Origin of the sequence: Cellvibrio mixtus subsp. mixtus J3-8, from assembly GCF_000766945.1 — a bacterium.
Lineage (GTDB): Bacteria > Pseudomonadota > Gammaproteobacteria > Pseudomonadales > Cellvibrionaceae > Cellvibrio > Cellvibrio mixtus_A.
On the sequence record NZ_KN266213.1, the window covers coordinates 4,498 to 30,917 of the forward strand.

At 45.5% G+C, this 26,420-nt stretch carries 29 protein-coding genes and 2 tRNA genes; 12 read left to right on the forward strand and 19 right to left on the reverse strand.

Annotation, left to right across the window (positions count from 1 at the left end):
- Positions 1-652, forward strand: a 652-nt coding sequence (locus A596_RS22760; RefSeq protein WP_039917602.1) for a contractile injection system protein, VgrG/Pvc8 family, incomplete at its 5' end; no start/stop codon positions are given.
- Between the two features lies 1 nt (position 653).
- Here A596_RS22760 and A596_RS18410 read toward each other — a convergent pair.
- From A596_RS18410 to A596_RS18430, 5 genes are all read right to left on the reverse strand, one after another.
- Positions 654-1,040, reverse strand: coding sequence for a hypothetical protein (locus A596_RS18410; RefSeq protein WP_039917603.1), 387 nt, complete (start codon positions 1,038-1,040; stop codon positions 654-656).
- A gap of 40 nt (positions 1,041-1,080) precedes the next feature.
- Positions 1,081-1,731 carry a thermonuclease family protein gene (locus A596_RS18415; protein WP_039917604.1) on the reverse strand — a complete coding sequence of 217 codons (651 nt, stop codon included), beginning with the start codon at positions 1,729-1,731 and terminating at the stop codon, positions 1,081-1,083.
- Between the two features lie 115 nt (positions 1,732-1,846).
- Complete coding sequence (locus tag A596_RS22305) at positions 1,847-2,608, reverse strand: HNH endonuclease (protein WP_052417670.1); 762 nt, start codon at positions 2,606-2,608, stop codon at positions 1,847-1,849.
- A gap of 139 nt (positions 2,609-2,747) precedes the next feature.
- On the reverse strand, positions 2,748-3,590 hold the full coding sequence (locus tag A596_RS18425) for a hypothetical protein (protein WP_039917605.1): 843 nt from the start codon (positions 3,588-3,590) through the stop codon (positions 2,748-2,750).
- A 100-nt stretch (positions 3,591-3,690) separates the two neighbouring features.
- On the reverse strand, positions 3,691-4,035 hold the full coding sequence (locus A596_RS18430) for a helix-turn-helix domain-containing protein (RefSeq protein ID WP_039917606.1): 345 nt from the start codon (positions 4,033-4,035) through the stop codon (positions 3,691-3,693).
- An 83-nt stretch (positions 4,036-4,118) separates the two neighbouring features.
- Between A596_RS18430 and A596_RS18435 the strand changes: the two genes are divergently transcribed.
- From A596_RS18435 to A596_RS18470, 8 genes are all read left to right on the forward strand, one after another.
- Entirely contained in the window at positions 4,119-4,313 is a 195-nt protein-coding gene (locus A596_RS18435; protein WP_039917607.1) for a hypothetical protein, read from the forward strand.
- 10 nt (positions 4,314-4,323) lie between these two features.
- On the forward strand, positions 4,324-4,794 hold the full coding sequence (locus A596_RS18440; RefSeq protein ID WP_039917608.1) for a hypothetical protein: 471 nt from the start codon (positions 4,324-4,326) through the stop codon (positions 4,792-4,794).
- An 11-nt stretch (positions 4,795-4,805) separates the two neighbouring features.
- Entirely contained in the window at positions 4,806-5,129 is a 324-nt protein-coding gene (locus A596_RS18445) for an ogr/Delta-like zinc finger family protein (RefSeq protein WP_039917609.1), read from the forward strand.
- 12 nt (positions 5,130-5,141) lie between these two features.
- On the forward strand, positions 5,142-5,498 hold the full coding sequence (locus A596_RS18450) for a hypothetical protein (protein ID WP_039917610.1): 357 nt from the start codon (positions 5,142-5,144) through the stop codon (positions 5,496-5,498).
- A 167-nt stretch (positions 5,499-5,665) separates the two neighbouring features.
- Entirely contained in the window at positions 5,666-8,452 is a 2,787-nt protein-coding gene (locus A596_RS18455) for a toprim domain-containing protein (RefSeq protein ID WP_039917611.1), read from the forward strand.
- A gap of 8 nt (positions 8,453-8,460) precedes the next feature.
- A complete protein-coding gene (locus A596_RS22310; protein WP_052417671.1) occupies positions 8,461-9,051 on the forward strand; it encodes a DUF7673 family protein in 591 nt (196 codons plus the stop codon).
- An 11-nt stretch (positions 9,052-9,062) separates the two neighbouring features.
- Positions 9,063-9,278: a TraR/DksA family transcriptional regulator gene (locus A596_RS18465; protein WP_039917612.1), complete on the forward strand. Its 216-nt coding sequence runs from the start codon at positions 9,063-9,065 to the stop codon at positions 9,276-9,278.
- Between the two features lie 17 nt (positions 9,279-9,295).
- Positions 9,296-9,553, forward strand: a complete 258-nt coding sequence (locus A596_RS18470; RefSeq protein WP_039917614.1) for a helix-turn-helix transcriptional regulator — start codon at positions 9,296-9,298, stop codon at positions 9,551-9,553.
- A 9-nt stretch (positions 9,554-9,562) separates the two neighbouring features.
- On the opposite strand, the gene A596_RS18475 is transcribed toward A596_RS18470, so the two are convergent.
- The 14 genes from A596_RS18475 to treS form a co-directional block, all read right to left on the reverse strand.
- Positions 9,563-10,651: a hypothetical protein gene (locus A596_RS18475; protein ID WP_039917615.1), complete on the reverse strand. Its 1,089-nt coding sequence runs from the start codon at positions 10,649-10,651 to the stop codon at positions 9,563-9,565.
- 16 nt (positions 10,652-10,667) lie between these two features.
- A complete protein-coding gene (locus A596_RS18480; protein WP_039917616.1) occupies positions 10,668-11,651 on the reverse strand; it encodes a tyrosine-type recombinase/integrase in 984 nt (327 codons plus the stop codon).
- A gap of 157 nt (positions 11,652-11,808) precedes the next feature.
- Positions 11,809-11,895: transfer RNA gene (locus tag A596_RS18485), tRNA-Leu, on the reverse strand.
- Between the two features lie 33 nt (positions 11,896-11,928).
- Positions 11,929-12,002: transfer RNA gene (locus A596_RS18490), tRNA-Cys, on the reverse strand.
- Between the two features lie 118 nt (positions 12,003-12,120).
- Entirely contained in the window at positions 12,121-12,672 is a 552-nt protein-coding gene (gene pgsA / locus A596_RS18495; protein WP_039917869.1) for a CDP-diacylglycerol--glycerol-3-phosphate 3-phosphatidyltransferase, read from the reverse strand.
- A gap of 104 nt (positions 12,673-12,776) precedes the next feature.
- Positions 12,777-14,615 carry an excinuclease ABC subunit UvrC gene (gene uvrC, locus A596_RS18500; RefSeq protein ID WP_039917617.1) on the reverse strand — a complete coding sequence of 613 codons (1,839 nt, stop codon included), beginning with the start codon at positions 14,613-14,615 and terminating at the stop codon, positions 12,777-12,779.
- A gap of 33 nt (positions 14,616-14,648) precedes the next feature.
- Positions 14,649-15,302, reverse strand: a complete 654-nt coding sequence (locus tag A596_RS18505; protein WP_039917872.1) for a response regulator — start codon at positions 15,300-15,302, stop codon at positions 14,649-14,651.
- 242 nt (positions 15,303-15,544) lie between these two features.
- Positions 15,545-16,570, reverse strand: coding sequence for a UDP-N-acetylmuramate dehydrogenase (gene murB / locus A596_RS18510; protein ID WP_039917619.1), 1,026 nt, complete (start codon positions 16,568-16,570; stop codon positions 15,545-15,547).
- Positions 16,571-16,594: 24 nt separating this feature from the next.
- Complete coding sequence (locus A596_RS18515; protein ID WP_039917620.1) at positions 16,595-17,068, reverse strand: low molecular weight protein-tyrosine-phosphatase; 474 nt, start codon at positions 17,066-17,068, stop codon at positions 16,595-16,597.
- A gap of 23 nt (positions 17,069-17,091) precedes the next feature.
- Entirely contained in the window at positions 17,092-17,853 is a 762-nt protein-coding gene (kdsB, locus tag A596_RS18520; protein ID WP_039917622.1) for a 3-deoxy-manno-octulosonate cytidylyltransferase, read from the reverse strand.
- A 44-nt stretch (positions 17,854-17,897) separates the two neighbouring features.
- Positions 17,898-18,971 carry a tetraacyldisaccharide 4'-kinase gene (lpxK, locus tag A596_RS18525; RefSeq protein ID WP_084128627.1) on the reverse strand — a complete coding sequence of 358 codons (1,074 nt, stop codon included), beginning with the start codon at positions 18,969-18,971 and terminating at the stop codon, positions 17,898-17,900.
- Positions 18,972-19,087: 116 nt separating this feature from the next.
- Entirely contained in the window at positions 19,088-19,513 is a 426-nt protein-coding gene (locus A596_RS18530) for an ExbD/TolR family protein (protein ID WP_039917624.1), read from the reverse strand.
- A gap of 14 nt (positions 19,514-19,527) precedes the next feature.
- Positions 19,528-20,154 carry a MotA/TolQ/ExbB proton channel family protein gene (locus A596_RS18535; protein WP_039917878.1) on the reverse strand — a complete coding sequence of 209 codons (627 nt, stop codon included), beginning with the start codon at positions 20,152-20,154 and terminating at the stop codon, positions 19,528-19,530.
- A gap of 219 nt (positions 20,155-20,373) precedes the next feature.
- Positions 20,374-23,667, reverse strand: coding sequence for a maltose alpha-D-glucosyltransferase (gene treS, locus A596_RS18540; protein WP_039917627.1), 3,294 nt, complete (start codon positions 23,665-23,667; stop codon positions 20,374-20,376).
- Between the two features lie 482 nt (positions 23,668-24,149).
- Between treS and A596_RS18545 the strand changes: the two genes are divergently transcribed.
- The 3 genes from A596_RS18545 to A596_RS18555 all read left to right on the forward strand — a co-directional run bounded on the left by A596_RS18545 (position 24,150) and on the right by A596_RS18555 (position 26,410).
- Positions 24,150-24,692, forward strand: coding sequence for a DUF4142 domain-containing protein (locus tag A596_RS18545; protein ID WP_052417674.1), 543 nt, complete (start codon positions 24,150-24,152; stop codon positions 24,690-24,692).
- A 99-nt stretch (positions 24,693-24,791) separates the two neighbouring features.
- The gene (locus tag A596_RS18550; protein WP_039917631.1) at positions 24,792-25,169 is read left to right on the forward strand and encodes a hypothetical protein; all 378 of its coding nucleotides are present in this window, start codon (positions 24,792-24,794) and stop codon (positions 25,167-25,169) included.
- Between the two features lie 134 nt (positions 25,170-25,303).
- A complete protein-coding gene (locus A596_RS18555; RefSeq protein WP_039917633.1) occupies positions 25,304-26,410 on the forward strand; it encodes a mechanosensitive ion channel family protein in 1,107 nt (368 codons plus the stop codon).
- The last annotated feature ends 10 nt before the right edge of the window (positions 26,411-26,420 follow it).

Below are 26,420 nucleotides of genomic sequence, written 5' to 3' on the forward strand. Positions count from 1 at the left end.
TAGCTGGCATAAAAAAAACGTGCTGGAAATTGTCACCGCCATTGCCAATGAACATGGCCTTATCCCCGTTGTTGGCAAACCACTAGATGGCATACGCATTCACCACATCGATCAAACACACGAAAGTGATGCGCATTTTTTAACACGATTGGGTGAACGCTACGACGCATTATTTGCTGTAAAAGAAGGTCGGCTTTTATTCATGCCAATTGCACAGGGAATATCAATCACCGGAAAAATATTAAATCCAGTCACAATCATCAGAAGTGACGGCGATCAGCACCGCTACGTGCGTGCAGACCGTAATGCCTACACAGGTGTGCGTGCCTATTGGAATAATGTTTCCGGGGCAAAGCGTCAAATGGTGATTGCGGGCACTACAGAAAAAGCAAAGGAATTAAAAGAAACTTACGCCAGTGAAGCCGACGCACTTTATGCAACAAAATCGGAATTGGCGAGGTTACAACGCGGGAAAAATACATTCAGTTTAAATCTCGCGCGGGCGAATTTAGACCTTGAACCTGAAGCACCCATTCAGTGCCAGGGCTTTAAGCCAGAAATAGACGGCACTAAATGGGTAGCTATTAGGGTTACTCACAGACTTTCGGAATCTACTGGGTTAACTAGCAGCTTTGAAGCTGAATCAACATAAATTAATGAGGCACAGGAAAACACAACCTAAAAGCTGTGCTGTTGTCGTTAACACCCAAGCTTTCCGTAACTCCCAAATATTTATCGCCATCATGGTGTTTCTTATCATTTAATCTATGCACGATTAGCACATCAATAGATGGATCAATCGCTCCCCTCAAATCCTTACAGACGCCGTCAAGATTTTTATCAGATCTAAATGCAATGAAAGACGAAGACTCTTTCCACATCATATCTTCTTGTCCACCACTCAATTTTTCAACAGCAGCATGCAATGCGTTATAACGATCATCATAATCTCTACCATCCTTCTTACTTTTTTCATCGTGGATACGAAAAGTAATCCAAAAACAATAATTGTATAAATAATTTTTTAATGTTAACGCCATACTTTACTCCTAACTTTTCCGTTTTTATAAAAACCACCAATCAACCACACAACGATTCACAAGGAATGCCATCCCTATCACGATCAAGACTCTTAACACCGCAAACCTTCAAATAAAACTTAGCTTCTTCGCAGCTAACCATCTGCCCGCAAGTGCGTTTCCCTTTACACTGAAACTCTTGCTCTTGTTTTTCATCAACCAGGTTTAGTAAGTCCGCTTTATTTCCAGTTTTTCGCCACTCCCAAGGTGCAACCTTCTCATTTTCCGGCAAAGACCAAAGTCCACGCTGATTAGCTTGTGCATCGGCTTCTAAGGATAGTAAGGAATGATCACTTATGTATTTGCGGTAAGCCCAAGCATATCCACTCGATATAAGTTCACGATTCACATCAATGTCATCGACATAAACACGGCCAAGTAATCGTTGATATCTGTCTCTTCCAACAATATCAACACGCACATTTTTTTGAAATGTGAGTTTAGCTAATGCTTGTTTTGATTGACTTCCGAAAGGCTGTCCAGATTCTGGCGCATCTATTTCAACCAATCTGATTTTATGCTGCTGATTACCATCAACCAGCACTGTTAGCGTGTCGCCATCTGTTACCCCTACAACTTTTCCCGTCATGGATTCGGCATGAGCGAAAGAGGCATCAACAAGAAAAAAAATAAAAAGCAAAAAAAACCTCATTAAAACTCCATGTTTTTAATTAATTGGTTCCTGTTTTCGCGGTCGGTTTATGTACCGCATAGGCAACTAGCGCGGCTGCTCGCGGGCTTAATACCACAATCACTTGTTAGCATTTTCATAAAGCCCAATGCAGCTCATAACTGGAATCAGTTGAAAGGACTTTCAATATTATGACAATTGCCTTTCTAAATTTAATCAGTTCGTCTGCAAATTTAAGCCACTTTGGGTCATGGGAATTGCATTTTAGTGTTCTAAGATCTGTATCGCTGCCTACGCCGGATAAAAATTCATTAATTGCAAATTGAATTTGATTTAAGGCAGCAAATGCGTCCTTGTTATCCACCACTTGAGCCCTAAGCTGGACAACCCGAGCTCTCATCATTTCTATTGAATCGAGAACTCGCGGAGGAAACTCTCCATCCAAGCCTTCGTATAAAACTCGACTGTTATCCATGAACGATAAAAATTCTCTTATATTCTGATAATGACGCTTTTCATTTCCTAAAGCCAAAAGTGCTGTCTCAATGTCCTTCCCTACAAGTCTACGAAGAAGTTCATGATGGTTCGCTTTCCATTCCTTTAGCTTTAATTCTGAATAATATGTGGGGTCATCATCTGCTTTCTTATGACAAATACTACACAACCAAATTCCATTTTCAGCAGAACGGAGAAAATCGCTATCTTTTGTTTCGTCAGCACGAGGCCCCGCTTTACCGGCAGCCAAGATGTGCGCACCTTCAGCAATGGTTCGCGCTTTTCCTTCGGTTGTATTGTAACCAGTAAATCGATAACAGTCCGGACAAGAACAAATGTACATAGCTTCTCTAGCTATTTGCTCTTTTACTTTTGCCGGAAAATTCTCTCTTTCCTTTTCCATATTCAACGCCTTAGTAAATGACTGATATTATTGCCTAACACCGCGATCAGCGGTGATTCTTAAGTTGCATTTTATTAAAAAAAACCGCGAAACAGATTGGTAAAAGTGAAACTTAAAAACCACTCGATTGATTACCTTTTCACGCACCTTTAATCATAGGCCGCATGACAACCGTTTGATTTGATTTGCATTTTCCACAACATATATTTAACTGCTGCTCAAATTTAAGCCCTTTAAATACATTTGAAGGTATCTCCAAATCATCCTGACATCCTACGCACGAAAAATTAAAAGTGCATCTTGTTATTTTGTGTTCACTTTGCAATTCCGGCTCAATCAGATAACTTTCATTACATTTCGGATTGATGCAACTCACAACAATTGGTGATGCTAACAATTTGAGAGGTTTCTTAATTAACGTTTCGCAAACAAAGCAGTTAAAACTAAAGCCTTTACCCAGCACTCCACCCATTAAAAGATTGCCGTCTTTTAACTTTGAGAGATACTCGATAAAAGCTTCAATTTTTTTCTTTATATTATCTTTATCACCATAAATACTTATGTCGCCAGAACTAATGTTTGGGACAGGTATGTGAAGAGCTAGATTTGAAAATCCATGCCAAAATTCATGCAATTTATTTAGATTAATCGCAGACTGACTTCCAACTGGGATATATTCGATTGATTCATATTCTTCCCTAGTAGTTGGGAGCTTACCTTTTAGCGGTTCTGCAGATATCGACAGAGTAAAACCTTTAACTACGTTCTCATTAATCTCCTCTGAAATCTGCTTTACAACATGCTTTGGCTGCCAATGTTTAAGGTCTTCAGCGGAAAGATATGTATAGGAGAGTTTGAATCGCTCATAACATAAATACTCAATTGTTAATCTACTCTCCAAAGCTGCGTAAGTTAAACTTTCTGCTGTGTTTTTTAATAGAAGCGATTTAATCACTTCTATACGACGAGGAATATCTAACAATTCAACGCACTCCAATTAGCCCTGAACCAAGTATTAAACAGGCTTATCTAACTCCCTTGTTCAATTATCCGAGCAAGAAAATTGAACACTTCAATTTTAATTATTTCGTCCCCGTCAAACCTTGCGTCTGCGGTTTCTGTACCGCATCGGCCAAGCGTTCAATTGCCCTTTTGTCTTCATCTGCCATGTTTTCAAAGTTATTCAGCAATGCTGCAGCCCGAGGACTCAATGATTCGGCATCAGGTGTTGAGCGCGTCCCCGTCAATACATACAGCACATCAACCCCAGCCCCAGCAATTGCGGCCAAATACTCGGCATCCGGGCTTCTATCACCCTTTTCGTAATTGAATTGTGTGGTCTTACTGACCCCAGCAATCGCACCAAACTCAGGCTGATTCAAACCCAAACGTTCACGTTCTTTTCTTAATCGATCACCAATGTTCAACAAAACGCTCCTTTTACAGCTTGACAGTTCAACATTTGTTGAACTACTGTATATCTGTGTTCAACGTTAAGGAACTTTAAGCCATGAAACCCAAAACCGCCACCAATCCACGCCGGCAACGCACTCATGTGATGGTCACGATGAGTGACGAACAACGCGCCCGTATTGAAGCCATTGCCAAAACTGAGGATCGCAGCATGACCAGCGTGTGCCGACGCTTAGTACTGGAGTCTCTCGAACGTCTGGAAAAATCCGCAAAAAAGCCCGCGCGACATTAACGGAGCAAACATGAATCAGTCCATTACACCAGCTATCACCATCACGATTGAAGGTTTACCCGGGTCAGGTAAAAGCACCCTGCTTAACCTGATAGGTAAAAGCCTGCTCAACCAAGGCATGAACGCTCAATGCATAGAGCGTTTTCAAAACGGGCCTGATCAAGAGTCTTACAACGTTCAGCCAACCAATATGGCTTACAAAAAACGGGACGACCGTTTGATTCAGATTGTTGCACTGGATAAATCAAGCGGGCAAAAAACTACGCTCGATAGCTATACAAAAATCACGCAAACCATTCGCGATGAAATTCAGCGACTGGTTGAAAAATCTCGCGAAAAACCACTCAATGAAAATGGCGAAATTTATCGCGAGTGGGCATACGGCGCATTCCTCGCTTGGCAATTAATCGTTGGCAATAACGCCAAAGCTGGCGATGCAAAATTGCTGGAATCTATCGCAACCGGAGAACAACCGTTCTAAGGGGAATGCGCATGGCCGACAGTGATAAAAATTCCAATCAGCGAAACCAAAGTGTTTGCCCGTTTTGCGGTAGCAAAGCGCGTATACGTTCCAGCTCACGCATTACCGCACTTTATGCCGAAGGCGTTGTTGAGTGCTCCAACATTATTGAGTGCGGTTGGCGTGGCTGGTTTGCGACTGAAATTTTATCCAGCATCACACCATCACTACGCCCCAGCACTGTTTCACTGCCGCTATCGCCCTACGCAATTAAGCGACAAGAAAAAGCCAAGCAATTAACCAAAAATCCGTTTGATCCGAACCGTGATCAGATGCCGCTTTTTGAAAGCCACTAATGGAGCCGCACCATGAATGCAAACCTCACCCAAATTAATACCAGCGCTGTAATCGCCCTCACCCGTCGCTTACAAGAAAAAAAGCCACGCCGCCAATGCATTACAGAGTCTCGCGACGAACTCATGGCAAAACTAGAAATGACACGCGATGCCGCTGAATTGGCTTGCTGGCGTGTACTGGCTGAACTGGAATCCAGAAATATTCCTAAAGGCCATTGCATTGATATCGCGAACTCAACTTCACAACTTTTAATTGTGAAAACACCAAATAAAAAACTGGTGTTCACGTTGGGCGATTTACTAGGACTGCATGACCAGCACGGTGAAAGCGATGCAGAAACCGAACAACTAAAAGTCGTTACCCACTGAGACAAGTGCCATGCGGCCCACCCAAAGGCCACCACGGCAGTGGGCAGCGGAAATAACTGCAATGCCGAAACTTGAAGATCGCCGGGCAGCATTGAAAAAAGTACCAAGCAACCTGCGCCCAATTGTTGAAACACACATAAGAATTTTTTGGCTTTGGAAAAAACAGAATGAAGCTGAGTGATATCAAACAAAGAGTCGATTTACATGATCTCGCTTCACGCTTGGGATTGGAGAGACCAGATACAAAAGGTAATTACCGCAGCCCGCACCACAAAGATAACAGCCCATCACTTTCTATTTTTGAAGGCAATGACGGCATTCAACGCTGGGAAGATTTCAGCGCTGACCAGCGTGGTGATTGTTTTGATTTAGTTGCGTATGTACACCAATGCGATACCGGTGAAGCAATAAAAACTATTCGCGAATGGTACAACCTGCCTGCTGAACCGCGCGATAAAAGCCAGCAGCCCGCAAAGCTAAACACCATTGAATATATCGCTTTGCAATGTCTGAAAGAACCAACCAAAGCTGCTGAATACCTAACGCAAACACGTGGCCTGAATGACACTGTTATAGCTACCGCTATCGCCCGCAAAAGCTTGGGCTTTAGTGATTTCACTAGTGCGAAACATGAACTTGGATCTGTAGGTTACGGCGGTCCAGCGCCGGCGTTTATTTGCCTCGATATGCACACTGGCCGCGCACGCGGAATTGATTACCGCTACATAGACCCTGCGCTAAATGGTGGCCTGAAAACCAAAAGCATTGGCGACAAAATTGGAGTGCTGTGGACAAGCTGCTGGGCGACTCTGCGCCGGGCACATACGGTATTGATAGTAGAGAGTGCGATTAACGCCCTTAGCGCTGAAACAGCGTGGCAAGCTGCAAAAAAGCAAGGTTTTGCTGCACTCGCAATTCGCGGCACCAAGAATACCGATATTGATTGGAGCTTCATATCAGGTAAGCGCGTCATTATCGCCTGTGATAACGACGCCCCCGTTGAAGAAGGCCCAATGAAAGGCCGTCGCCCAGGACCAGAAGCCGCTTGGAGAATTTGCGAAGCGCTAACGGCGTTAAACATACCCGCGCAAATCATTGACCAAGGCACCGCAGACTGGGAAGGCATTAACGACCTCAATGATTTTTTAAAAAAACATGGCGCATTAAGAACACGTAGCGCTATCGAAAATATTGAACCCTGGCTGATACCCGGATTACCCGGAGCGGGCAATAACGAACGCCCACAACCAATGGGCCGCCCGCGTATATTTTTACCATCGCACGACTTTGCCGTGTACTGGCGCTTCCGCGTAAAACCTGATTTCACCACGCTGATCAAGTACACCACCAAAAGGCACGGTGATGATGAGGAAGGTGATCACAACGTTTCTGTCATTGAAGAAACGCCAGAAGATTTATGCGGGTTCCGTATCGCTGGGCTTTCACGCATCACCATTGCCAGCGCGCAAGCGACGATGACCGGTGGCACTGATGCGCAACCACAAACCGTATTTGCAGCGACCGTGCAGACACCTCGCCACGGTAATGAATTATTGCGGCGAGTGATGAGTGATGACGGCTTGCACAACATCACCAATTGGAACAAGTTCGGCCCCATTTTTAAGCCGCAGCAATTCTCGCGCATGCTGAGTATTTGGGAGCGCGCGACAAGCATTGGCGCACGCAAAGCAGCTAACTTTGTAGGGCTTTGTTTTCGCGATGGTAAGCCGGTAGTTAACGAAGGGGCAGACTGTTATTTTGCTGATCCTGAAAAACAATGCCCCTATCACAACCTGCACTTCCCCAGTGGCCCTGTTAGCAATGCGGCACAGGTTATCCATGCCTATCAGCAAACGTTTCGCCAAAACGCTGCCAGCCAGCTTTTAACTTGGTGTTTGGGTTCTCACCTTAAAGCCCTACTCGGTTTTTGGCCTCATATGATTTTACAAGCGGATAAGGGCTCGGGGAAAACCACGCTCATTAAATCACTGGAAAGCGCTACGGCGTTCACGATGTTTTCCGGCCAAAGCCTTGGCTCTGAATTTCGCTTGGTGACCAGCGTTTCACATACATCACAACCGGTGGGCTGGGAGGAATTATCCGCTCGACGCCAAGACATTATCGATAAAGCCGTTGCACTACTGCAGGAGACTTATCAATTTTCTGTTACCCGCCGCGGCTCGGAAATGACTGAGTATTTATTGAGTGCTCCAGTATTGCTCGCCGGTGAAGATGTGCCTGTGGATAGCCTGCAAGGGAAAATTGTTCGCTCGCAATTGACCGGGCGTAAGGGCGATATGTTGCCCGAGAACCTACCCGCATTTCCTGTGCGTGAATGGCTCCAATTTTTAGCAGAACTTGAGCCAAGCCGCGTCCGTGAAATTCACCGCACTACACGCAACAAATTACTTATCCGAGCTGCTGGCAGCAAAGACGATGACGGTGCTTCTCGCATGGTGAGCAATTACGCTGCATTGGCTACCGCATGGATTTTACTTGCGGAATTCGCGGGTATCGCATCTGACCAAAATCAATTCCCTGACGATTTAGTGCAGGAAATGAATAGCCACATTATCGAGTCACGCGCGGTGCGTGAACCGTGGGTGTGGATTATGGAAATTATTTTGGGTGAGATTGACCGGCACGAATTCAAATCACCATTCAAATTTGAACAACGCAATGATGGCGACGTGTGGTTACTAATTCGCCCCACCCACATCATGCAGCACCTTTCCCAAACCAGCGCCCTGCGCGCCAAATTCGATGCAATGCCGGTGAAAACCGCCAAGGTTTTTGCGAAGCAATTGGAACGTGCCGATGTAGTTGCTGAGAGCAACCTGGAGCGCAGCATCCGCAGACAACGTATTGGCCACCTGTATGCATTAAGCCTCAATCAATTAGCGACCTATGGCCTAAGCGTTTCCACACCAGACGGCCAACTACCTGAAGACTAGGAGTAACTATGCCTTACACCTTCGACGACACGGCGCAGTTTTTAGGTATTGGCCGCAATGTGATGACAAAAAAATTGCGTGAAATGCGCGTATTAGATTCAGCAAATAAGCCACAAGGGAGATACAGCGGTAAAGGTTATTTTGTGGTTGCAAATAACAGTTGGACGCATCCGGAAAAAGGAAAAATGCCGTACCAAAAAACATTAGTTACTGATAGCGGATTGCAGCTACTTGAATATTTATTAATTAAAAAACCAGAGGAAGAAAAAATGCAAAGAGAAGCACCTATTACATGCGGCACAAAAAATATCAGCCCATATCAAGCCGTTAATGCATTGCTCGAACTGGCAAACAAACATTGTGGCTCCAGTGAAACTGCCGCCGCAGTATTGCTAAGCACCTACAACATTTACGAATACAAACTGGATTTAGGCGGTTTGTGCCTGCTTGATTTTAATTACTACTTGTCTGTATTGGTAGTGATTGACCTGCGCTGCCGTATGAATACCGAACCCCATACGCTAATCGAAAATGGCGGCGCTTTATTTCAGCAGCTCGCCACTGATTGGTCACACCTTCATAACAAAAACCTTCACTAAGGAGAATAACCATGGCCGATGTAGCAGATATTGCCAACGATGTAGAACAAGAGCGCATTGCACGCATCCTAAGCAACCGCCCACAACCCACCGACCAACCCAGTGCAATTGACTGTAAGGAGTGCGACCTACCAATTACTGAGGCCAGACGCATCGCCTTGCCGGGTGTTCAAACATGCGTCCACTGTCAGGAAATTAACGAGCAACGATTTAAATTTCACCATTAGGGCGCGAACCGGAAAAAATGAACGAGATAGATTACGAGAAACTTGCCGACGCCATTGCCCAGCGGCTTCAAGCCCTACCCGCACAAGCGAGAGTTATTTGGACTGCAAAACAATGCGCCGATTACATCGGCGTAAGCGAGCGGCATTTTGTGGACAAGGTGAGCAAAGCGTTTGACTTCCCTGCCCCTATCAAATTACCAAGTGATAGGGGCAAGCGTGGTCATGCGAGGTGGTATGCGGTGGAAGTGCAGGATTGGGTGGCTGGCCATAAATAGGCCAGCTTGCTACTTACGAACCTTAGAAACCAGCTCAACTAATTGATTAGCACCATCAATCAAAGGAGGAATATCTGACTCATTTGCAACTATCGGACTAAAAACAATAGATTCAAAACTCGATAGTAAATTTGGATTATCCTTGTGAATTTCAGCTGCAAATGTGGAATATGATTCAACAAATTGACAAAGGGACATGCGCAACTCAAGCTGCAACAATTGAGCATCAATGGACTTAACCTCCGCGTATTTCAAACGAAAACAATAAAGCAAAAATATCTCTATAGAAATAAGAGGGAGACCAATAAACTTTAACAGAGTAAGATAATTTTCTGTGTTTAAAAAATAGAACACCTGAATTACCAATGCACTCAATACAATCAAAAATGGAACTAAAATTAGAAACCCGCTTAACATATAAACAAATTTTAAAGAGTCCTTTTTAGCTGCAGCCTTCCTTTTGAACAGATCCTCAAACCCCTTATACAAACCAACAAAATTATATTCAGTCCTTAACTCTGATATTTTTTTATCTAATGCTTCTACGAGCTGAGTCTTGGATTCAAGATATGAACTTAGGGTGCCAACCTCTTTTAACACATTATCTCGGTCATTTACTTCATCATAAATTTTCTGAAACGTTTCATTATTGACTTTGCTTCGAACAGTCTCGCGATAGACTTCATCTTTAATAGAATCAAACTCAGGAATTAATCCATTGTAAACATCTGTTGAATTTACGCTTGCCACCAATCGAGCAAAATTAATACCCGGGTCTGTAATGCTAAAAGTATGATCGTCAGACCAATATTTAGACTCCTCGTAAAATGCATAAACACTTAAAATAATTCCGTTAAAGGTTATACGAAAATCATTAGAGTCAATGTGAGCAATGCAATTTAAAAGGATTTTGGCGTATTTTTTTTTAGTGAATACACATGCGTCATCCCAATGTTTTGTATTGAGTTTTATAGTATTGAAGGTGTCGATAATAATATCGACCATATTCTTATCTGCCTCGCCCAATCTCATTTTTAGAATATCAAGCCGAGACACTATTTCCGTAAAATCGTATTTTTCGAATGAAAAGTTTTCCATAAAGACCCCAAGTGTTTTAATCCAATAATGTCGCTAATTCTGCTGCAGATTTATTATAGTAAGTCATTAATTGCTTAATATCTCGATGCCCCACCATTCTAGCTAGATCCAACACATCCAACTTGTCCGCCAATCGCGTAATCGCCTCATGCCTTGTGTCGTGGAACGTTAAATCTTCAATTTCAGTGCGATCAACAGCACGCTTGTATAATGTGCTCAGTGTGCTGGAAGCCATGTTGAATACTGTTCCATCATCCCCCCAAGGGTCTACACGCTTCAATAAGCGAAGCGCCTCCTGGGATAAAGGTACCGCTCTGGAACGACCATTTTTAGTATCCGGCAGAAAAGCAGTTCTCTGGGCAAAGTTGACGTTTTTAGACTGGAGGCTACAGATCTCCCCTGCCCGCATTGCAGTCTCAATCGCCAGCAGGAACGCAACTGCGACCTTTTGCTGTTGCTGAATTACAGGAAACCTTTCATCGTAGTTTAGGGCTACCAAAATGGTGTCGATTTCAAGCTGAGAGATTCGGCGCTCGCGATGCGGGGGATCCTTTGGCCGCTTTAAATCTTCCATGGGATTATGAGTCATCAATCGCCAGCGGCGGGCCTGAGTCAAACTGTGGCTGATTAAATTCAATTCACGATTGATACTGGAGGGCTTTACCGATTTTGATCGCTCGACGATATAGCTTTCAAAATGCTCACGCCGCAAATCGACCAGGCGCACATTTGAAATTGAAAATCGCTCGAACATTTTCAAACGAACAATTTCCCACTGCGCCCCCTTTTTTGTTTCTGAAATTTCTTCTGCATATTTTTTAAAAACATCGAGCATTGTATGCGTGGTGCTTACACCATCAGCCATTTGCCCTAATTCAAATTCTGTTTGTGCTGCCCAACTTTTAGCCTGTGCTTTTGTATCGTGCCGCTTTGACTTGCGGATCCCATTTACATACACCTCGGCACTCCAGCGGTCGCCGATCTTCCTGAAGGTTGCCATAAAAAAACGTAATCCCCGACGTAATAAAACGTAATGACCAAGCAGGAATATACGTTTAAATACGGGCAAATGCGAGATGAAGCACAAACGAAAACGCCCGCAAACTCAGTGTTTGCGGGCGTTTGCGGGGAAAAACGATTATTTACGTTTTAGTACATGGTGCCCGAGGCCGGACTTGAACCGGCACGACCAAAAGATCGACAGATTTTAAATCTGTTGTGTCTACCGATTTCACCACTCGGGCGGAGTGCCTTTACGTCGGTACGTAAAGAAAAAATGGAGGCGCGACCCGGAGTCGAACCGGGCTCAACGGATTTGCAATCCGACGCATAACCGCTTTGCTATCGCGCCATTTCAAGAGGCCGCAATTCTAGCGGACTCATTTTGAAAATCCTAGTCTTTTATATAACTGAACCGAAGGTTTTTTGCAGATTGTTTAAATGCTGCTCAGGTCGATCAAAAGACGTTATTAATCAGGGGTTTTGGGCAACAGGAATGGCCACGCAGCGCGCAGATAAAGCACCATAGACCACAGTGTTAATGCGGCGGCACCAGCCAACGCAATGTAGCCGATGGGTAATAACAAAGGAATATTTGCTAGCAAGACAATAATTGCTGTCATTTGCAATGTGGTTTTGATTTTACCAATGTAGGAAACTGCCACACTTGCCCTCTGCCCTACTTCCGCCATCCATTCACGCAAAGCAGAGATAATAATTTCACGGCCAACAATGACTGCAGCAGCGACCACGAACCATACTGAATCATGATGCAAGGTCACCAGCAACAACAGCGCAATTGCTACCATCAATTTATCGGCAACGGGGTCCAGGAAAGCACCAAAAGGAGTACTTTGGTTGTATTTGCGCGCTACGTAACCATCCGCCCAATCGGTGATGGCAGCAACACTGAAGATCACGGAGGAGACGAAATGAGCCCAACCAAATGGTAAATAAAACACTACAACGAATAACGGAATCAGGAAAATCCGCATCAGGGTCAGCTGGTTGGCAAGCGTCATAGGCAATTCTCTGGGCCAGATGAACAAATCAGTAAAACGGGCGCGATAATACACCAGCAAGGCGGCTTTCACACCCTGCGACTTAAGGGTTAAGCGCTAAAAACCTAGTCATTATGGAAAAACGCGTAAATTTCTTCAGCCAGTTTCTGGCTAATCCCACTCACTCGCGCCAGGTCATCGACGCTGGCGTTTTGTACTTCCTGTAAACCACCGAAATGCCGCAGTAGCTCCCTGCGACGGGTTGCACCAATACCAGCAATATCTTCAAGAGTTGAGGTCTTACGCTTTTTGTCGCGCCGCTGTTTATGGCCGGTAATCGCAAAACGATGTGACTCATCGCGAATATGCTGGATCAAATGCAATGCAGGTGAATCGCCAGGCAATACGATTTCTGCACCGGTATCACCATCAAACAAGGTTTCAAACCCGGCTTTACGTGTAGTGCCCTTGGCTACACCAATCAGTTGCACGCCCTGCACACCCAATTCCGATAATACTTCTTTGGCTTTACCCAACTGCCCTTTTCCACCATCAATGAGCAGAATATCCGGCAACTTTCCCTCGCCATTTTGCAAGCGGGTATAACGACGCGTTAACGCTTGCTCCATGGCCGCATAATCGTCGCCGCCGGTAATACCTTCGATATTAAAGCGGCGATAATCCGACTTGAGCGGCCCGTTGGTATCAAACACTACACAGCTTGCAACAGTTAGCTCACCACTGCTGTGACTGATATCAAAACATTCCAAACGTTGCGGAGTTTCATCCAACCCAAGCGCTTCTTGCAACGCAACAAATCGATCAAGCGAATTCTTTTTACTGTTCACATGGGCAATCAGATTTTGCAATGCGGCTGTTGCTGCCATCTGCAGCCATTTGGATCTGTGGCTGCGCACTTGATGATTGATAAATACCTGGCGCCCCGCAGCCTGCTGCAACGCTGATGCAATTAGATCAGTCTCATCCAGCGGATGACTCACAATAATTTCACGCGGAATTTCCCGGCCAGTGCTGGCCAAATAAAATTGCGGGATAAATTCAGCCAGAATTTCTGCCGGGGTTTCTGCAAGCGTTGACGATGGATAAAAACTGCGACTCCCCAAAATCCGCCCCTGGCGAATAAATAAAACGTGCACGCAAATCGCCGCCGCACGCATTTCAGCAGCTATCACATCGATATCGCCATTACCCTCTTCAATCACTTGTTGCGATTGCACGGTACGCAAGGCAGTAATCTGATCGCGATAAGCAGCCGCTTTTTCAAATTGCAATTGTTGCGCAGCACTGTCCATTTTATCGGCAAGCTCGCCCAGCAACTTGTCACTATTACCCGTTAAAAATAACTGCGTATGATGCAAATCCGTTTTGTAGTCTTCCGGTGAAATAAATTCGACGCAAGGCGCCGTGCAACGCTTTATCTGGTATTGCAAACAGGGACGTGTACGATTGTTATACACGCTATCTTCACATTGGCGAATACGAAATGTTTTCTGTAAAAAATTCAGGCTTTCCTTTACCGCACCCACATTCGGAAATGGTCCGAAGTAATCGCCACGTTTTTTCTTGGCACCGCGATGAAAGGAAATACGCGGATAATCTTCACCACTGGAAATAAAGATATAGGGATAGGATTTATCGTCCCGCAACAAAATATTGTAGGGGGGACGATTGGATTTAATCAGGTTCTGCTCAAGAATCAATGCTTCTGTTTCGCTCGCAGTAACCGTCACTTCAACGCGGGCAATACGCGATACCAAAGCCTGGGTTTTGGGAGTGAGGCCCGTTTTGCGGAAGTAACTGGATAAACGAGCCTTTAGGTTTTTGGCTTTTCCCACATACAAAATAGCACCGTCACCACCAAACATCTGGTAGATACCTGGCTGCTGGGTAGTACTAGCGAGGAAACGAACGGAGTCAAAAAGCTCAGCGCTGTCTTGCGTCATTGAAACAGATCTGCAGAAAGAAAAAGCAGTCGCTTATACGACTGCTTCCGGATCGAGAAGATTGTGTTTTACTGCCAATAAAGTCAGCTCTACATCACTATTGATATCAAGCTTTTCAAAAATACGGTAACGGTAAGAATTAACCGTTTTAGGGCTTACACAAAAGGTGTTGGCAATATCATTCACCTTTTGGCCATTAGCAATCAGCATGGCTGTTTGCAGTTCGCGCTGGGATAGTTTTTCAAATGGCGATTCCTGGTTATTACCACCGGAAAACGTCTTTAAGGCAAGCTGCTGGGCAATACTGTTGCTCATATACAGATCACCGCGAATCACTTTATTGATTGCGTCAGTAATCTCGGTAAATTCCGCCCCTTTGGTGACATAACCAACCGCACCCGCTTGCATCAGGCGAGTGGGATAAAGGTCATCATCACAGGCGGTAACCGCGATAATTTTAATCACCGGATTTACGGTCAACAGCTTTTTGGTGGCTTCAAGGCCGCCCATCCCCGGCATCTTAACATCCATCAGGACTACATCAGGCTTCAGAATACGCGCCTTTGTGACCGCCTCTTCACCACTCTTGGCGTCCCCAACCACTTGATAGCCGTCTATGTCGGCTAACATACGCACTATCCCCATGCGAACTAGATCGTGATCATCGACTACGAGAATCTTTGTCAAACTAGCCCCCAAACCCGAAACCGGATACCAGACATTGTTGTTATCGATGGCCAACACTTGCTGGCACATTTTTAGAGATTGTAGTGAGACTCCACACAAACTACCACTCTTAAATGTCCCTTTTAAGCCTGGTTAAATGCCAATAATCTGGAATCCCATTGTTTTTTATTACTTTATGCATCCCCGATCCTTCAGATTTTTGGGTTATGCAGCAAAATGATGAAGTACCAATGACCCGGTTTTCACTCGGGATATACCCGCGGCTCCATCTCCAGTACCACGCCAAACTGCTCCCGCACACTGGCAACCACCCTATCTGCCAATTGCAATATAAGTTTACCTTCAAGTTTACCCGGGTTTGTCAGTACCAGCGCCTGGTCTGGATGAACCCGCACGCCATTAATTTCCTTACCCCGCCAGCCAGCGTGATCTATTAACCAGCCCGCCGCCAGCTTTACGTGTAGCTCATCAACGGGATAAGACACCAATTGGGGATATTGCAGCTTCAATGCCTCAAACTGCGCTACGGAAATGATCGGATTTTTAAAGAAGCTACCCACATTCGGGATTTGTTGCGGATCAGGTAATTTGGATTGGCGAATGGTAACTACCGCAGCGCTCACTTGTTCCGGCGAAACCTCAGCCCCGGGAATATCCGCCAGGGCCGCACGAAGCGCTGGATATTGCAAATTCAATCTCGGCATTTTGCTCAACTTCAACGTAACAGTCGTAATCACGTACTGATCTTTTAGCGATTGCTTGAAAATACTGTCACGATAACCAAACTGGCAACTCTCTTTAGTAAACGTCACCATCAATCCCGATTGAATATTCAGCGCACTCAATTCAGCAAAGACATCTTTTAATTCGACACCATAAGCACCGATATTCTGGATTGGTGCAGCACCGACACTACCGGGAATCAGGGATAGGTTTTCCAATCCGTAATAACCATTATCCAGGGAGTATTCCACCAGTTGGTGCCAATTTTCCCCGGCGGCCACCTTAAGCCAGACAAACTCGTCATTTTCTGCAACCACATCCAGGCCACGGGTTTTTATGTGGATGACCAAACCGGGAAAATCCGCACGCAATACAATATTGCTACCGCCCCCCAAAATTAATAACGGAAGTTTTTCGGTTTTGGCAAACGCTAACGCTTCCTGTAATTCTTCATCGCTTTGCACGGCAACAAAATAATTCGCCACCGCAGGAACCGCGAGCGTATTGAATTTCTGGATATTAAAATGCGGCAGAAAAAGTGGCACAGCACAAACCTTCGATAAGATAAATTAATAAAGTCGTTGGCGAATATGCGTTAACAATCCTTCAGCGGCTTCTTCCACCAAATCCAGCACCAATTCAAAACCATCATTGCCGCCGTAATAAGGATCGGGAACTTCACGGTGAGTTTTACGCGAACCAAAATCCAGGAATAAACCGAGATGGCCAGCAAAATGCGTTGGCCTGAGCGAATGCAAATCACGCAAATTGGAGTTATCCATGGCCAATACATAATCGAACTCATCAAAATCGGCGGTTATCACCTGGCGAGCACGCAACACTGACAAATCATAACCACGCTTTTTTGCTGCGGCGACAGTGCGTGAATCAGGCGCTTTACCAATATGCCAATCGCCGGTTCCAGCGGAATCAACAATAATTTTTTGCTCCAGTTTTTCACGTTTTATAATTTCACGAAAAATACCGTCAGCGGTGGGTGAGCGACAAATGTTGCCCAAACATACAAATAATACTTTGGTCATGTTCGTCTCAGTTCAAAATATTCTCAGTTTTCCAGCAATGCTTTTACACGCATCAAATCAGCTTCGGTATCCACACCACCAGGAACCTGCGCACAAGCTTCAGCAATATGAATTGCTTCACCATTTGCTAATACGCGTAACTGCTCAAGCGATTCAATTTTTTCCAGCGTTGCTTGCGGCCAGGTAATAAAACGATTCAGTAATGCCACGCGATACGCGTAAATACCGATATGGCGTTGCGCCGGAAATTCAGCGGGCAAAACACTGACTTCCGCTTGCGCAAAATGATCGCGCGGCCAGGGAATGGGCGCACGGCTAAAATACAACGCCTTCCCCGTTTGATCGGCAACCGCTTTTACAATATTAGGATTGCGAAAATCATCCAGGCTATGGATCGGCTCACTTAAGGTAGCGACACTGGCGTACGTGTTGGCCGCAAGATTGTTTGCAACCTGATTGATTACTTCCGGTGGAATTAATGGTTCATCACCCTGCACATTGACGATAATATCGTCTGGCTTCAAACCTAATTGCGCAGCAACTTCCTGCAAGCGGTCAGTGCCGGAATTATGCGCAGCAGAAGTCATACACACACGCGCACCGAAACCTTTGGCAACCGATTCAATACGCACATCATCGGTTGCAATAATCACTTGCGCAGCATTGCTTTTACTTGCGCGCTCATACACATGCTGGATCATCGGTTTGCCCGCGATTTCCTTGAGCGGTTTTGCAGGTAAACGGGTGGACGCATAACGCGCAGGAATGACAACGTAGAAGCTCATAATATTGATCCGATTTGATGAAGCAAAAAATTTTGCTTCAAAAATTATCGCAATGGAAAACGGGATTTTTGTTGCGCTGAAGCTCGCTCCAGTTTTTGCTCGAATGCTTGCCAAAAAGAATCCGGCAATTCTGCATTAACGGGTAAATAAAACCAGTTATCCTGCGCGAAGCCACGGCATTTCACTGCATCTTTTTCCGTCATAATAACCGGCAGTGAGTTTTTGAAATCCAGGTCATTAACAGAAAAAGCAAAGTGATCGGGAAACCCATGCAATTGCGGCACAAAACCCAACTCACGCAAGGTGTTTGCGAAACGCTCGGGATTGCCAATACCGGCTACCGCATTAATGTCATCAGGTAATTCAGAGCGGGAAATTCTGTTACCCGTTTTCAATTGAATCAATTCACTGGGCCGGATTTGCATCGGCACATAAAAAAATGGATCGCCACCCGGTGCTGGCAATATAAAATTTTCAGCGGGAGAATTAACCACAACCCAATCAACTGTTTTCAAGCGGCTTGCTGGTTCGCGCAATGGTCCAACCGGCAAACGCCAACCGTTTCCCAAACCGCGCAAACCATCGACTACAGCGATTTCAATATCGCGCCCCAAGCGATAATGTTGCAAACCATCATCGCTTAATAAAATATCGCAGCCCTGGTCTTCCAATAATTTGCCACTGGCAATGCGATCAGAACCAACAACTACCGCCACACCGGTTTGCTGGAAAATTGCCAGGGGTTCGTCACCTGCCTCAATAGCCGTAGTCTGCGCATCCAACAAACAAGGATATTGGGTTGCCTTGCCACCATAACCACGGCTAATTACACCCGGAGTATAACCGCGCTGCTGCAACCATTTAACCATTGCGATTATTAGCGGCGTTTTGCCAGTTCCACCCACAGAAATATTCCCGACCACCACCACCGGTGTTGGCAAACGTTTTTGCTTGTAGCGCAATAATAAAAAACGGCGTAAACCGGAAAGCGCGACAAACAACCACATCACCGGCAATAACCACAGCGTCCAACGCCGCGTGCCGTACCAGGCATCCAGCCAGGTATCCTGGGAATTGGTTTTGGTGGTCGAAGACGTTGAAGGGGATTGGGAACTCAATTGGCCAGCCTGTAAAAACAAAAGGACTTTTGCGATTGGCAAAAGTCCGAATGGTTAATTAGGTGGGGATTGTAGCTGACTTACTCGTCTTTTTCAGGTTGGACCAACCGTTCCGGTTAGTCTTTTTTAGCTTCGGGCTGGCGAGTAGTGATGCTTAAATGCGCAAAACCCAACTGACCTGCGGCATCCATCGCCTGCACTACCGCCTGGTGCGGCGTTTTGGCATCGGCAGTAATGACCAGCGGCACTTTGTTATTACCTCCAGACACTTTTTCCAGTGCTGATTTCAGGGTCTCAATTTTGGTATTCACCAGCCCTTGGCCGTTAACGGCATAACTGCCATCAGTCATGATAATAATTTCAATCTGATCCGCCGGTGTTTGCGGGGCTTCACCGGTCGCTTCCGGCAAACTCACCACTAAATGGCTTTCTTTGGTGAATGATGTGGAGACCATGAAAAAAATCAGCAGGATAAATACCACATCAATCAACGGTGTCAGGTTGATAAAGTCGTCTTCGCGTTTTTGCCTACGAAACTGCACAGTTAGCTCCCGCCCTAGACTACTTTCACATCGACGCGACGCTCACTATGGAGAGCATCGATCAACTTGATCGCTTCCTCTTCCATGGTCACCACAATCGCATCAATACGGCGCTGGAAATATTTGTTCGCAATCGTTGCCGGAATTGCCACCACCAAACCCGCTACAGTGGTGTACAGCGCGATAGAAATACCACCCGCGAGCACATTGGTATTACCGGAACCTTCAAGCATGATGCCGTTAAAAATTTCGATCATTCCCAACACGGTTCCCAACAATCCCAACAAGGGTGCGATATTCGCAATGGTTCCCAAGGTACTGACATAACGCTCAAGGTCATGGATAACCTTGTTGGCCGCCTCCTGCACCGAGTCTTTCATAATGTCGCGGCCATGTTTGGAGTTGCTCAAACCGGCGGACAAAATATAACCCAGGGGGGATGACTGTTTCAGCTCGCGCAACTTGGTCGCATCCAGCTGATTATTTTTAATCCAGGTCCATACTTGGGCAAGCAGGGTCTTGGGGGCAATTTTGGCAGGGTTCAACGTCCAATAACGTTCAGCACTAATGGCAATCACAATTAATGAACAGGCCAACAACGGCCACATCAAAAGACCACCAGCTAAAAAGATCTCTATCACAGATGACTTCCTCTTATTTTCAGGCACGCGCAGGCCAACATTATTCAAGCGCAAGCCAGCTTCCACAGAGCTGGCCTGGAAATGCGACGTAACATACCACATGCGGACCGGAATGCCATGGGGGAACGAAGTTTGTCTGTGATTGTGTGAAAAGTTGCCTATAAAAACGGGGCCAGCTAAAAAACCGGCCTGCACATTTACCTGCTTTTTGAACAGGTTTTATCCATTTCCGTTATTACCGAGAATACCAACCAACCGCTCTTCCAATGTATGCAGGTGTATTTGCAAGAGACTGGTATTGGATGCACCACGCAATACATGATTGATACGATTTTCTACAGATGCATATTGTAAAGCCAACGCAACACGGTCCGGTTGATCCCAGAAGGCGGGGAGCGATTCCGTTGCCAATTGATAGGATTTATAAAAAGCTGTTTTTACACGTTGGCGATATAACACCGCCAGTGCCTGGGCTTGTTCGATATTCGCGAGCGGATCGGCGTCGCTAATATTGCGTACCGCTGCCGATGCAGCATCATCAAACGACAACAGCAGGTCAGTGACATCCTTAAACGGATTGGCCGGTGAGCGCGCTGCAATTAACGATGCAGCCGGGAACTCATCAAAACAACCAAAGAAAGCATCGCCACGCACTACTAAAATTTGCCCCAAATGCAAATTGCCGTGGGTGCGAATATGCGGTGCCCCTTCCAATTGGGGAATATGCGCTTCCAAATGTTTTGCAATCGCTGGCAAATCTTTCTCCAATCGATTCGCGCTTTCGACAACATCAGCAGACGAATGCTGTTTTAATAATTGGATCAATTCATCCAAACGATTCACGATTCTTTTGACCCACACCGCAATCATTTCCGAGCTTGCCAACACCATACCGAATTCGGGTTGATCCGACGGCAATGCCAATACCACATGCATTTCGCCCAGGCGTTTTCCCATAACACCGGCAAAATTTTCCAGCTCCACCAATGCCGGTACCTGCTCATTCATGCTCGAACTTCCCGCTGTGGTTTGGTCGCGGAATCCGCGCTCCAGGGTATTATGCGTCCACTGCCACGCATCGCCCTGGTTAACCAGGTACTCTTGCAAAATAGCCAGGCTGCTGGAACCTTGCTGATCAACGCGATGCATCTCCGCAAGCACTTTAATCGCATTCACATAATGGTGTTGATGCAAGTAATCACTCAACTGCACAAAAGGATGCGGGCCATAAATAATCGTGCGCACCGGTTTAATCACAACAGCATTGCCCACCAATACCAATAACGTGTGTGGATGGGAAAGCATCTGGATATCATCCAACTGCGCGTCACTTAATTCCGGCAGCTCCGATTTAGCTAAAAATTGTATTTCCGAATTTTCATAGCGATAAACATGTTGTTGATAAAAACAGTTAATTAATTTGCGGTTAAACTCCGGCAAACTAAATGCGTCCACTAATAAGCCTGCTACGCGTTTTTGCCGCAAGCGTGTAACAGTGAGCTGTTTGGAAAGTGTACTCGCCAAATGTTCCGCAACTACACCCAATGCCAAATGGTAACGGGCGCCGCTGACTGCAGCATTAATCATTTCCAGCTCGGCAAATACATAAGGTTGGCTCGCCTCCCCAAATGACAACGGATAATCCAGCCGGAATTCTTCCGCGACACCCGCCCAATAATGGAACCAGGGGCGATTTTGCAAATACACTGGCAAACACTCCTGTTCCAGCACCGTTTTCGCGGGTAATAAAAATATTTCCAATAAAGACAATTTAATAATAAGTGTTGGCAATTCGGGCAACACATCGGCGGGAGTCACATTCCAGCTGCGCATTTGGTTTTCATCGACTAACAAAAACCAATAAAACCCATAGGGAGGTAAGGTCAATTGATAATTCAATGTCGTAATCGCAGGAAAACGAGTGCCGCCAATCATTTCAATCGGAATTTTCCCTGCATACGCGGTCAAATCCAATTCACCCGCCTGGGCCGCGCGCGACATATTTGCCACACATAAAATTATTTCACTGGTTTCACCTGTACCATACTCGCGCAGGTAAGCAAGAATGCGGCGATTTGCTGGCGATAATATTTTTAAACTGCCGCGACCAAATGCTTTTTGTTGCTTCCTTACCGATAGCATCCGGCGCGTCCAATTTAACAGCGAATGGGCATCGCGCGCTTGCGCTTCTACATTGATCGCTTGAAAACCATATAGCGGGTCCATAATCAGCGGCAAGGTGAGGCTCGCAGGATCGGCGCGGGAAAATCCACCATTGCGATCATTCGTCCATTGCATCGGCGTGCGCACACCGTGGCGATCTCCCAGGAAAATATTATCGCCCATACCGATTTCATCACCGTAATAAATCGTTGGGGTTCCCGGCATCGACAACAATAAGCTTTTTAATAATTCAATCCTGCGCCGGTCGCGTTCCACCAGTGGCGCCAAGCGCCGACGAATACCCAGATTCAAACGCGCGCGCTTATCCGTAGCATAGTGATTCCACAAATAATCGCGCTCCTGGTCTGTCACCATTTCCAGTGTTAATTCATCATGGTTACGCAAAAAAATTGCCCATTGGCAATTCTCCGGAATCTCCGGCATCTGCCGCAGAATATCAATAATTGGAAAACGATCTTCCTGTGCAATGGCCATGTACATACGCGGCATCAACGGGAAATGAAATGCCATATGGCATTCATCGCCATTACCAAAATATTGCTGGATGTCCTCTGGCCATAAATTCGCTTCCGCCAACAACATCCGGTCCGGATAATGTTCATTCAATTCGGCACGGATTTTTTTAAGGACCGCGTGCGTCTCGGGCAAGTTTTCATTCAATGTTCCCTCGCGCTCAACCAAATACGGAATGGCATCCAGGCGCAAACCATCCACACCAATATCAAACCAGAAACGCATAATAGAAAGGACTTCTTTCAAGACATCGGGATTATCAAAATTCAGATCCGGTTGGTTGGAATAAAAGCGGTGCCAAAAATATTGGCCGGCAATGGGGTCCCAGGTCCAATTGGAACTTTCGGTATCCGAAAAAATAATTCGGGTACCTTCATACTTTTGATTGGTATCAGACCACACGTAAAAATTACGTGCTTTGGAATTTTTTTTGGCGAGCCGCGCTTTTTGAAACCAGGGATGTTGATCCGATGTGTGGTTAATAACAAGCTCGGTGATAATCCGCAAACCGCGTTTATGCGCTTCTTTTATAAAATGGCGCACTTCACTCATAGTGCCATAGGAAGGTTCAATTGCACGGTAGTCAGCAATGTCGTAACCATCATCGCGCATGGGGGATGGATAGAACGGTAAAAGCCAGATGGCAGTGACGCCAAGTTCAGCAATGTAATCCAGCTTGGTAATTAACCCGGCAAAATCCCCTACTCCATCGTTATTTGAATCGAAATAGGATTTCACATGCACCTGATAAATTACTGCATCTTTATACCAGGTAGAGTCACCTAAAAGCACATTGCGATTATTCTGCTTCGCCATCACACACCTCATCCAGGCTTATTAGAAAAATAAACGTTATGAATTTCTTCCATAAGCTTTATTAAAAAACTATCAAAGCCGGGTGCAAAATATAGACCAGCAAAAAATGTTCAGGTCTAAATAATTTTCCAATTAAAACTATTTCCTTCCACGTAAACCCGTGAACCCCGGATATTGCTTATCAAGCACCATCAGCGCCCATAGCTTTAAGCTTACCATATGCCCTATCTATTGAAATTATTACAATAACGCCAGTAGAAATGATGCCCTTGCGCGCCATTTTCGAAATTTTTTTCTATATCGGGAATTTTTCCTCTGTGCCAGATGCCCCAGAAATAACCATCATGACGCGGGTTATGCGTAGAAAATAAAATTATTTTTTTATGAAATAAAATCTGGCTTGAATGTTGCGTACACAACAAATACAAAAACCAGATCTTCGCTCATGATCTTTAAATTTTGTTCAATAAGAGGCAACAATCATGAAAATGACTAAATACATTATGACTTCCCTGTTCACTGTGGCATTAGGTACCTGCAGCATCGCGGCAATGGCCGACATAGATGCAGAGGATTTTGTTGATGAAGCTGCTGCAAAAAATATTGCCGAAATTGAAGCAGCAAAATTGGCATTGGATAAGTCTACTTACCCTGCCGTGCGCACCTTCGCGCAAAAAATGATTAATGAGCACAGTGCCAACAACACTGAAATACGCAGCCTGGCAACTCGCAAAAAAGTTGATGTGACTGATGAAGCTGAACTGACCAGTAAAGCCAAGGCGGCTATTTTAAAGCAACGTGACGGCGAATCATTTGATGTCGCGTATGCCAACAACCAAGTGAGCGCGCATAAAGATGCACTCGAATTTTATAAGGATGCAGCCAAGTCAAAAGATGCAGACGTGCGCACTTTTGCAGTAGCTACTGTTCCTAAAATTCAACATCACTTGAAAGAAGCGGAAGCATTGGTGAGCGAATTGGCTAAAAACAGCCCGAACGTTAGCACCAAGGCTGAAACTGAATAAAACAATCGCCTCTGGCGATGACCGCATTACCTGAAAGAAGTTCATAGCTTCTTTCAGGTAATCATTCAATAACTGCAATGATACCAAGAGGAAATTATCATGCCTCAACGTAGCGATAGCAAAGCAAAATATACCGACAAACAAAAACGCAAAGCGGAACATATTGAAGACGGTTACAAAGAAAAAGGCGTTTCCAGTGCGAAAGCAGAACAAATCGCCTGGGCTACCGTAAATAAACAATCCGGTGGGGGCGAAAAATCAGGCTCCGGTGTAAATAAACCGGCCAGCGAAAAACGTAAAGCGCGTGAAGACTCAGCCCAAAATGCAGCGGACACTCGCAAGAAAAAAGAAAACCCCAACTCACTGGAATCACAAACCAAAATCAGTTTATTGGAAAAAGCCCGCAACAAAAATATTGCTGGCCGTTCCGGTATGAACAAGCAGGAATTGATTTTAGCGTTACGTAGAGCGTCGTAAGCTGTTTATTCATCGGGTTTGCGGTGGAATTTAAGGATAGGGCTCTCTCGCGGGAGTTAACTAAGGCGCTGGTGTACATAACCTATGTGCTATCAGGCTATCGCTTAATTGTATTTTTGTAACGAGCGTGAATTATGTTGAATGAATGGCTGGAACAATTCCCCGAACTTACCTGGTTAACGATTGCAATCGTTGTATTTATTGCCCTTGCTATTATCGCGCGGATTGTCAGCCGGATTATTACGCACGTTTTTACGCCTTTTTCATTTGCACGCGACATTTTGGAGCGCATTCGCGATCCATTGCATTTATTGATTCCGTTGATAGGCCTGCAAACAGTATCGAGATCTGCTCCGCAAGATATGACCGGCATTAATGCCATTAACCATATCACCTTGCTGGCAATTATTGGCGCGGTAACCTGGTTGGGTTTGCGCGCAGTCGATGCAGTGCAACAACTTATTTACAAACATAACCCGATTAATATCAGCGACAACTTGCACGCCCGGCGCATTCAAACCCAAACCAAAGTTCTGGTGCACACCCTCAGTTTCCTGGTCATTTTATTTGGCCTTTCCGCGATGTTGATGACCTTCCCTATCGCACGGCAATTTGGAACCAGCTTGCTAGCGTCTGCCGGCGTTGCCGGTTTGGTGCTGGGCTTTGCTGCCAAACCGGTGCTGGGGAATTTAATCGCAGGTTTACAAATTGCTATCACCCAGCCTATTCGCCTTGATGATGTAGTGATTGTCGCGGGCGAATGGGGACGCATTGAAGAAATAACCGGTACCTATGTAGTAGTACGTATTTGGGACGACCGCCGCCTGATTGTTCCGCTGCAATGGTTTATCGAAAACCCCTTCCAAAACTGGACTCGAAAAACCACCGAATTGTTGGGATTCTTTTATTTATGGCTGGATTATTCCGTGCCTATCGAGCCCATCCGCGAGGAAGCAACGCGCCTGTGTAAAGAAGTTCCGCAATTGTGGGATGGCAGGGTATGCGGTGTACAAGTTACCGATACCGACGCCAAAAGTATCCAGATACGCGTTTTAATCAGCACTACCGATTCTTCTAAAAATTGGGACTTGCGCTGTTATCTGCGCGAGAACCTGATTAATTTTATTATGAAAAATTATCCCGATTCCTTGCCGCAACTGCGCGCCATGTTACGCGAAAAGGAACCACCAGCCCCACCTGTGGACACACATCCAGAACCAGAACGCCAACCACCGGTATAGCGAGAAATTT

What these genes read in the sequence shown, in the direction of transcription:
- A596_RS18410 (WP_039917603.1), bottom strand. Translation starts at nt 1,040, where the DNA reads ATGGCGTTAACATTAAAAAATTATTTATACAATTATTGTTTTTGGATT.
- A596_RS18415 (WP_039917604.1), bottom strand. Translation starts at nt 1,731, where the DNA reads ATGAGGTTTTTTTTGCTTTTTATTTTTTTTCTTGTTGATGCCTCTTTC.
- A596_RS22305 (WP_052417670.1), bottom strand. Translation starts at nt 2,608, where the DNA reads ATGGAAAAGGAAAGAGAGAATTTTCCGGCAAAAGTAAAAGAGCAAATA.
- A596_RS18435 (WP_039917607.1), top strand. Translation starts at nt 4,119, where the DNA reads ATGAAACCCAAAACCGCCACCAATCCACGCCGGCAACGCACTCATGTG.
- A596_RS18440 (WP_039917608.1), top strand. Translation starts at nt 4,324, where the DNA reads ATGAATCAGTCCATTACACCAGCTATCACCATCACGATTGAAGGTTTA.
- A596_RS18445 (WP_039917609.1), top strand. Translation starts at nt 4,806, where the DNA reads ATGGCCGACAGTGATAAAAATTCCAATCAGCGAAACCAAAGTGTTTGC.
- A596_RS18450 (WP_039917610.1), top strand. Translation starts at nt 5,142, where the DNA reads ATGAATGCAAACCTCACCCAAATTAATACCAGCGCTGTAATCGCCCTC.
- A596_RS18455 (WP_039917611.1), top strand. Translation starts at nt 5,666, where the DNA reads ATGAAGCTGAGTGATATCAAACAAAGAGTCGATTTACATGATCTCGCT.
- A596_RS22310 (WP_052417671.1), top strand. Translation starts at nt 8,461, where the DNA reads ATGCCTTACACCTTCGACGACACGGCGCAGTTTTTAGGTATTGGCCGC.
- A596_RS18465 (WP_039917612.1), top strand. Translation starts at nt 9,063, where the DNA reads ATGGCCGATGTAGCAGATATTGCCAACGATGTAGAACAAGAGCGCATT.
- A596_RS18470 (WP_039917614.1), top strand. Translation starts at nt 9,296, where the DNA reads ATGAACGAGATAGATTACGAGAAACTTGCCGACGCCATTGCCCAGCGG.
- A596_RS18475 (WP_039917615.1), bottom strand. Translation starts at nt 10,651, where the DNA reads ATGGAAAACTTTTCATTCGAAAAATACGATTTTACGGAAATAGTGTCT.
- A596_RS18480 (WP_039917616.1), bottom strand. Translation starts at nt 11,651, where the DNA reads ATGGCAACCTTCAGGAAGATCGGCGACCGCTGGAGTGCCGAGGTGTAT.
- pgsA (WP_039917869.1), bottom strand. Translation starts at nt 12,672, where the DNA reads ATGACGCTTGCCAACCAGCTGACCCTGATGCGGATTTTCCTGATTCCG.
- uvrC (WP_039917617.1), bottom strand. Translation starts at nt 14,615, where the DNA reads ATGACGCAAGACAGCGCTGAGCTTTTTGACTCCGTTCGTTTCCTCGCT.
- A596_RS18515 (WP_039917620.1), bottom strand. Translation starts at nt 17,068, where the DNA reads ATGACCAAAGTATTATTTGTATGTTTGGGCAACATTTGTCGCTCACCC.
- kdsB (WP_039917622.1), bottom strand. Translation starts at nt 17,853, where the DNA reads ATGAGCTTCTACGTTGTCATTCCTGCGCGTTATGCGTCCACCCGTTTA.
- treS (WP_039917627.1), bottom strand. Translation starts at nt 23,667, where the DNA reads ATGGCGAAGCAGAATAATCGCAATGTGCTTTTAGGTGACTCTACCTGG.
- A596_RS18545 (WP_052417674.1), top strand. Translation starts at nt 24,150, where the DNA reads ATGAAAATGACTAAATACATTATGACTTCCCTGTTCACTGTGGCATTA.
- A596_RS18550 (WP_039917631.1), top strand. Translation starts at nt 24,792, where the DNA reads ATGCCTCAACGTAGCGATAGCAAAGCAAAATATACCGACAAACAAAAA.
- A596_RS18555 (WP_039917633.1), top strand. Translation starts at nt 25,304, where the DNA reads ATGTTGAATGAATGGCTGGAACAATTCCCCGAACTTACCTGGTTAACG.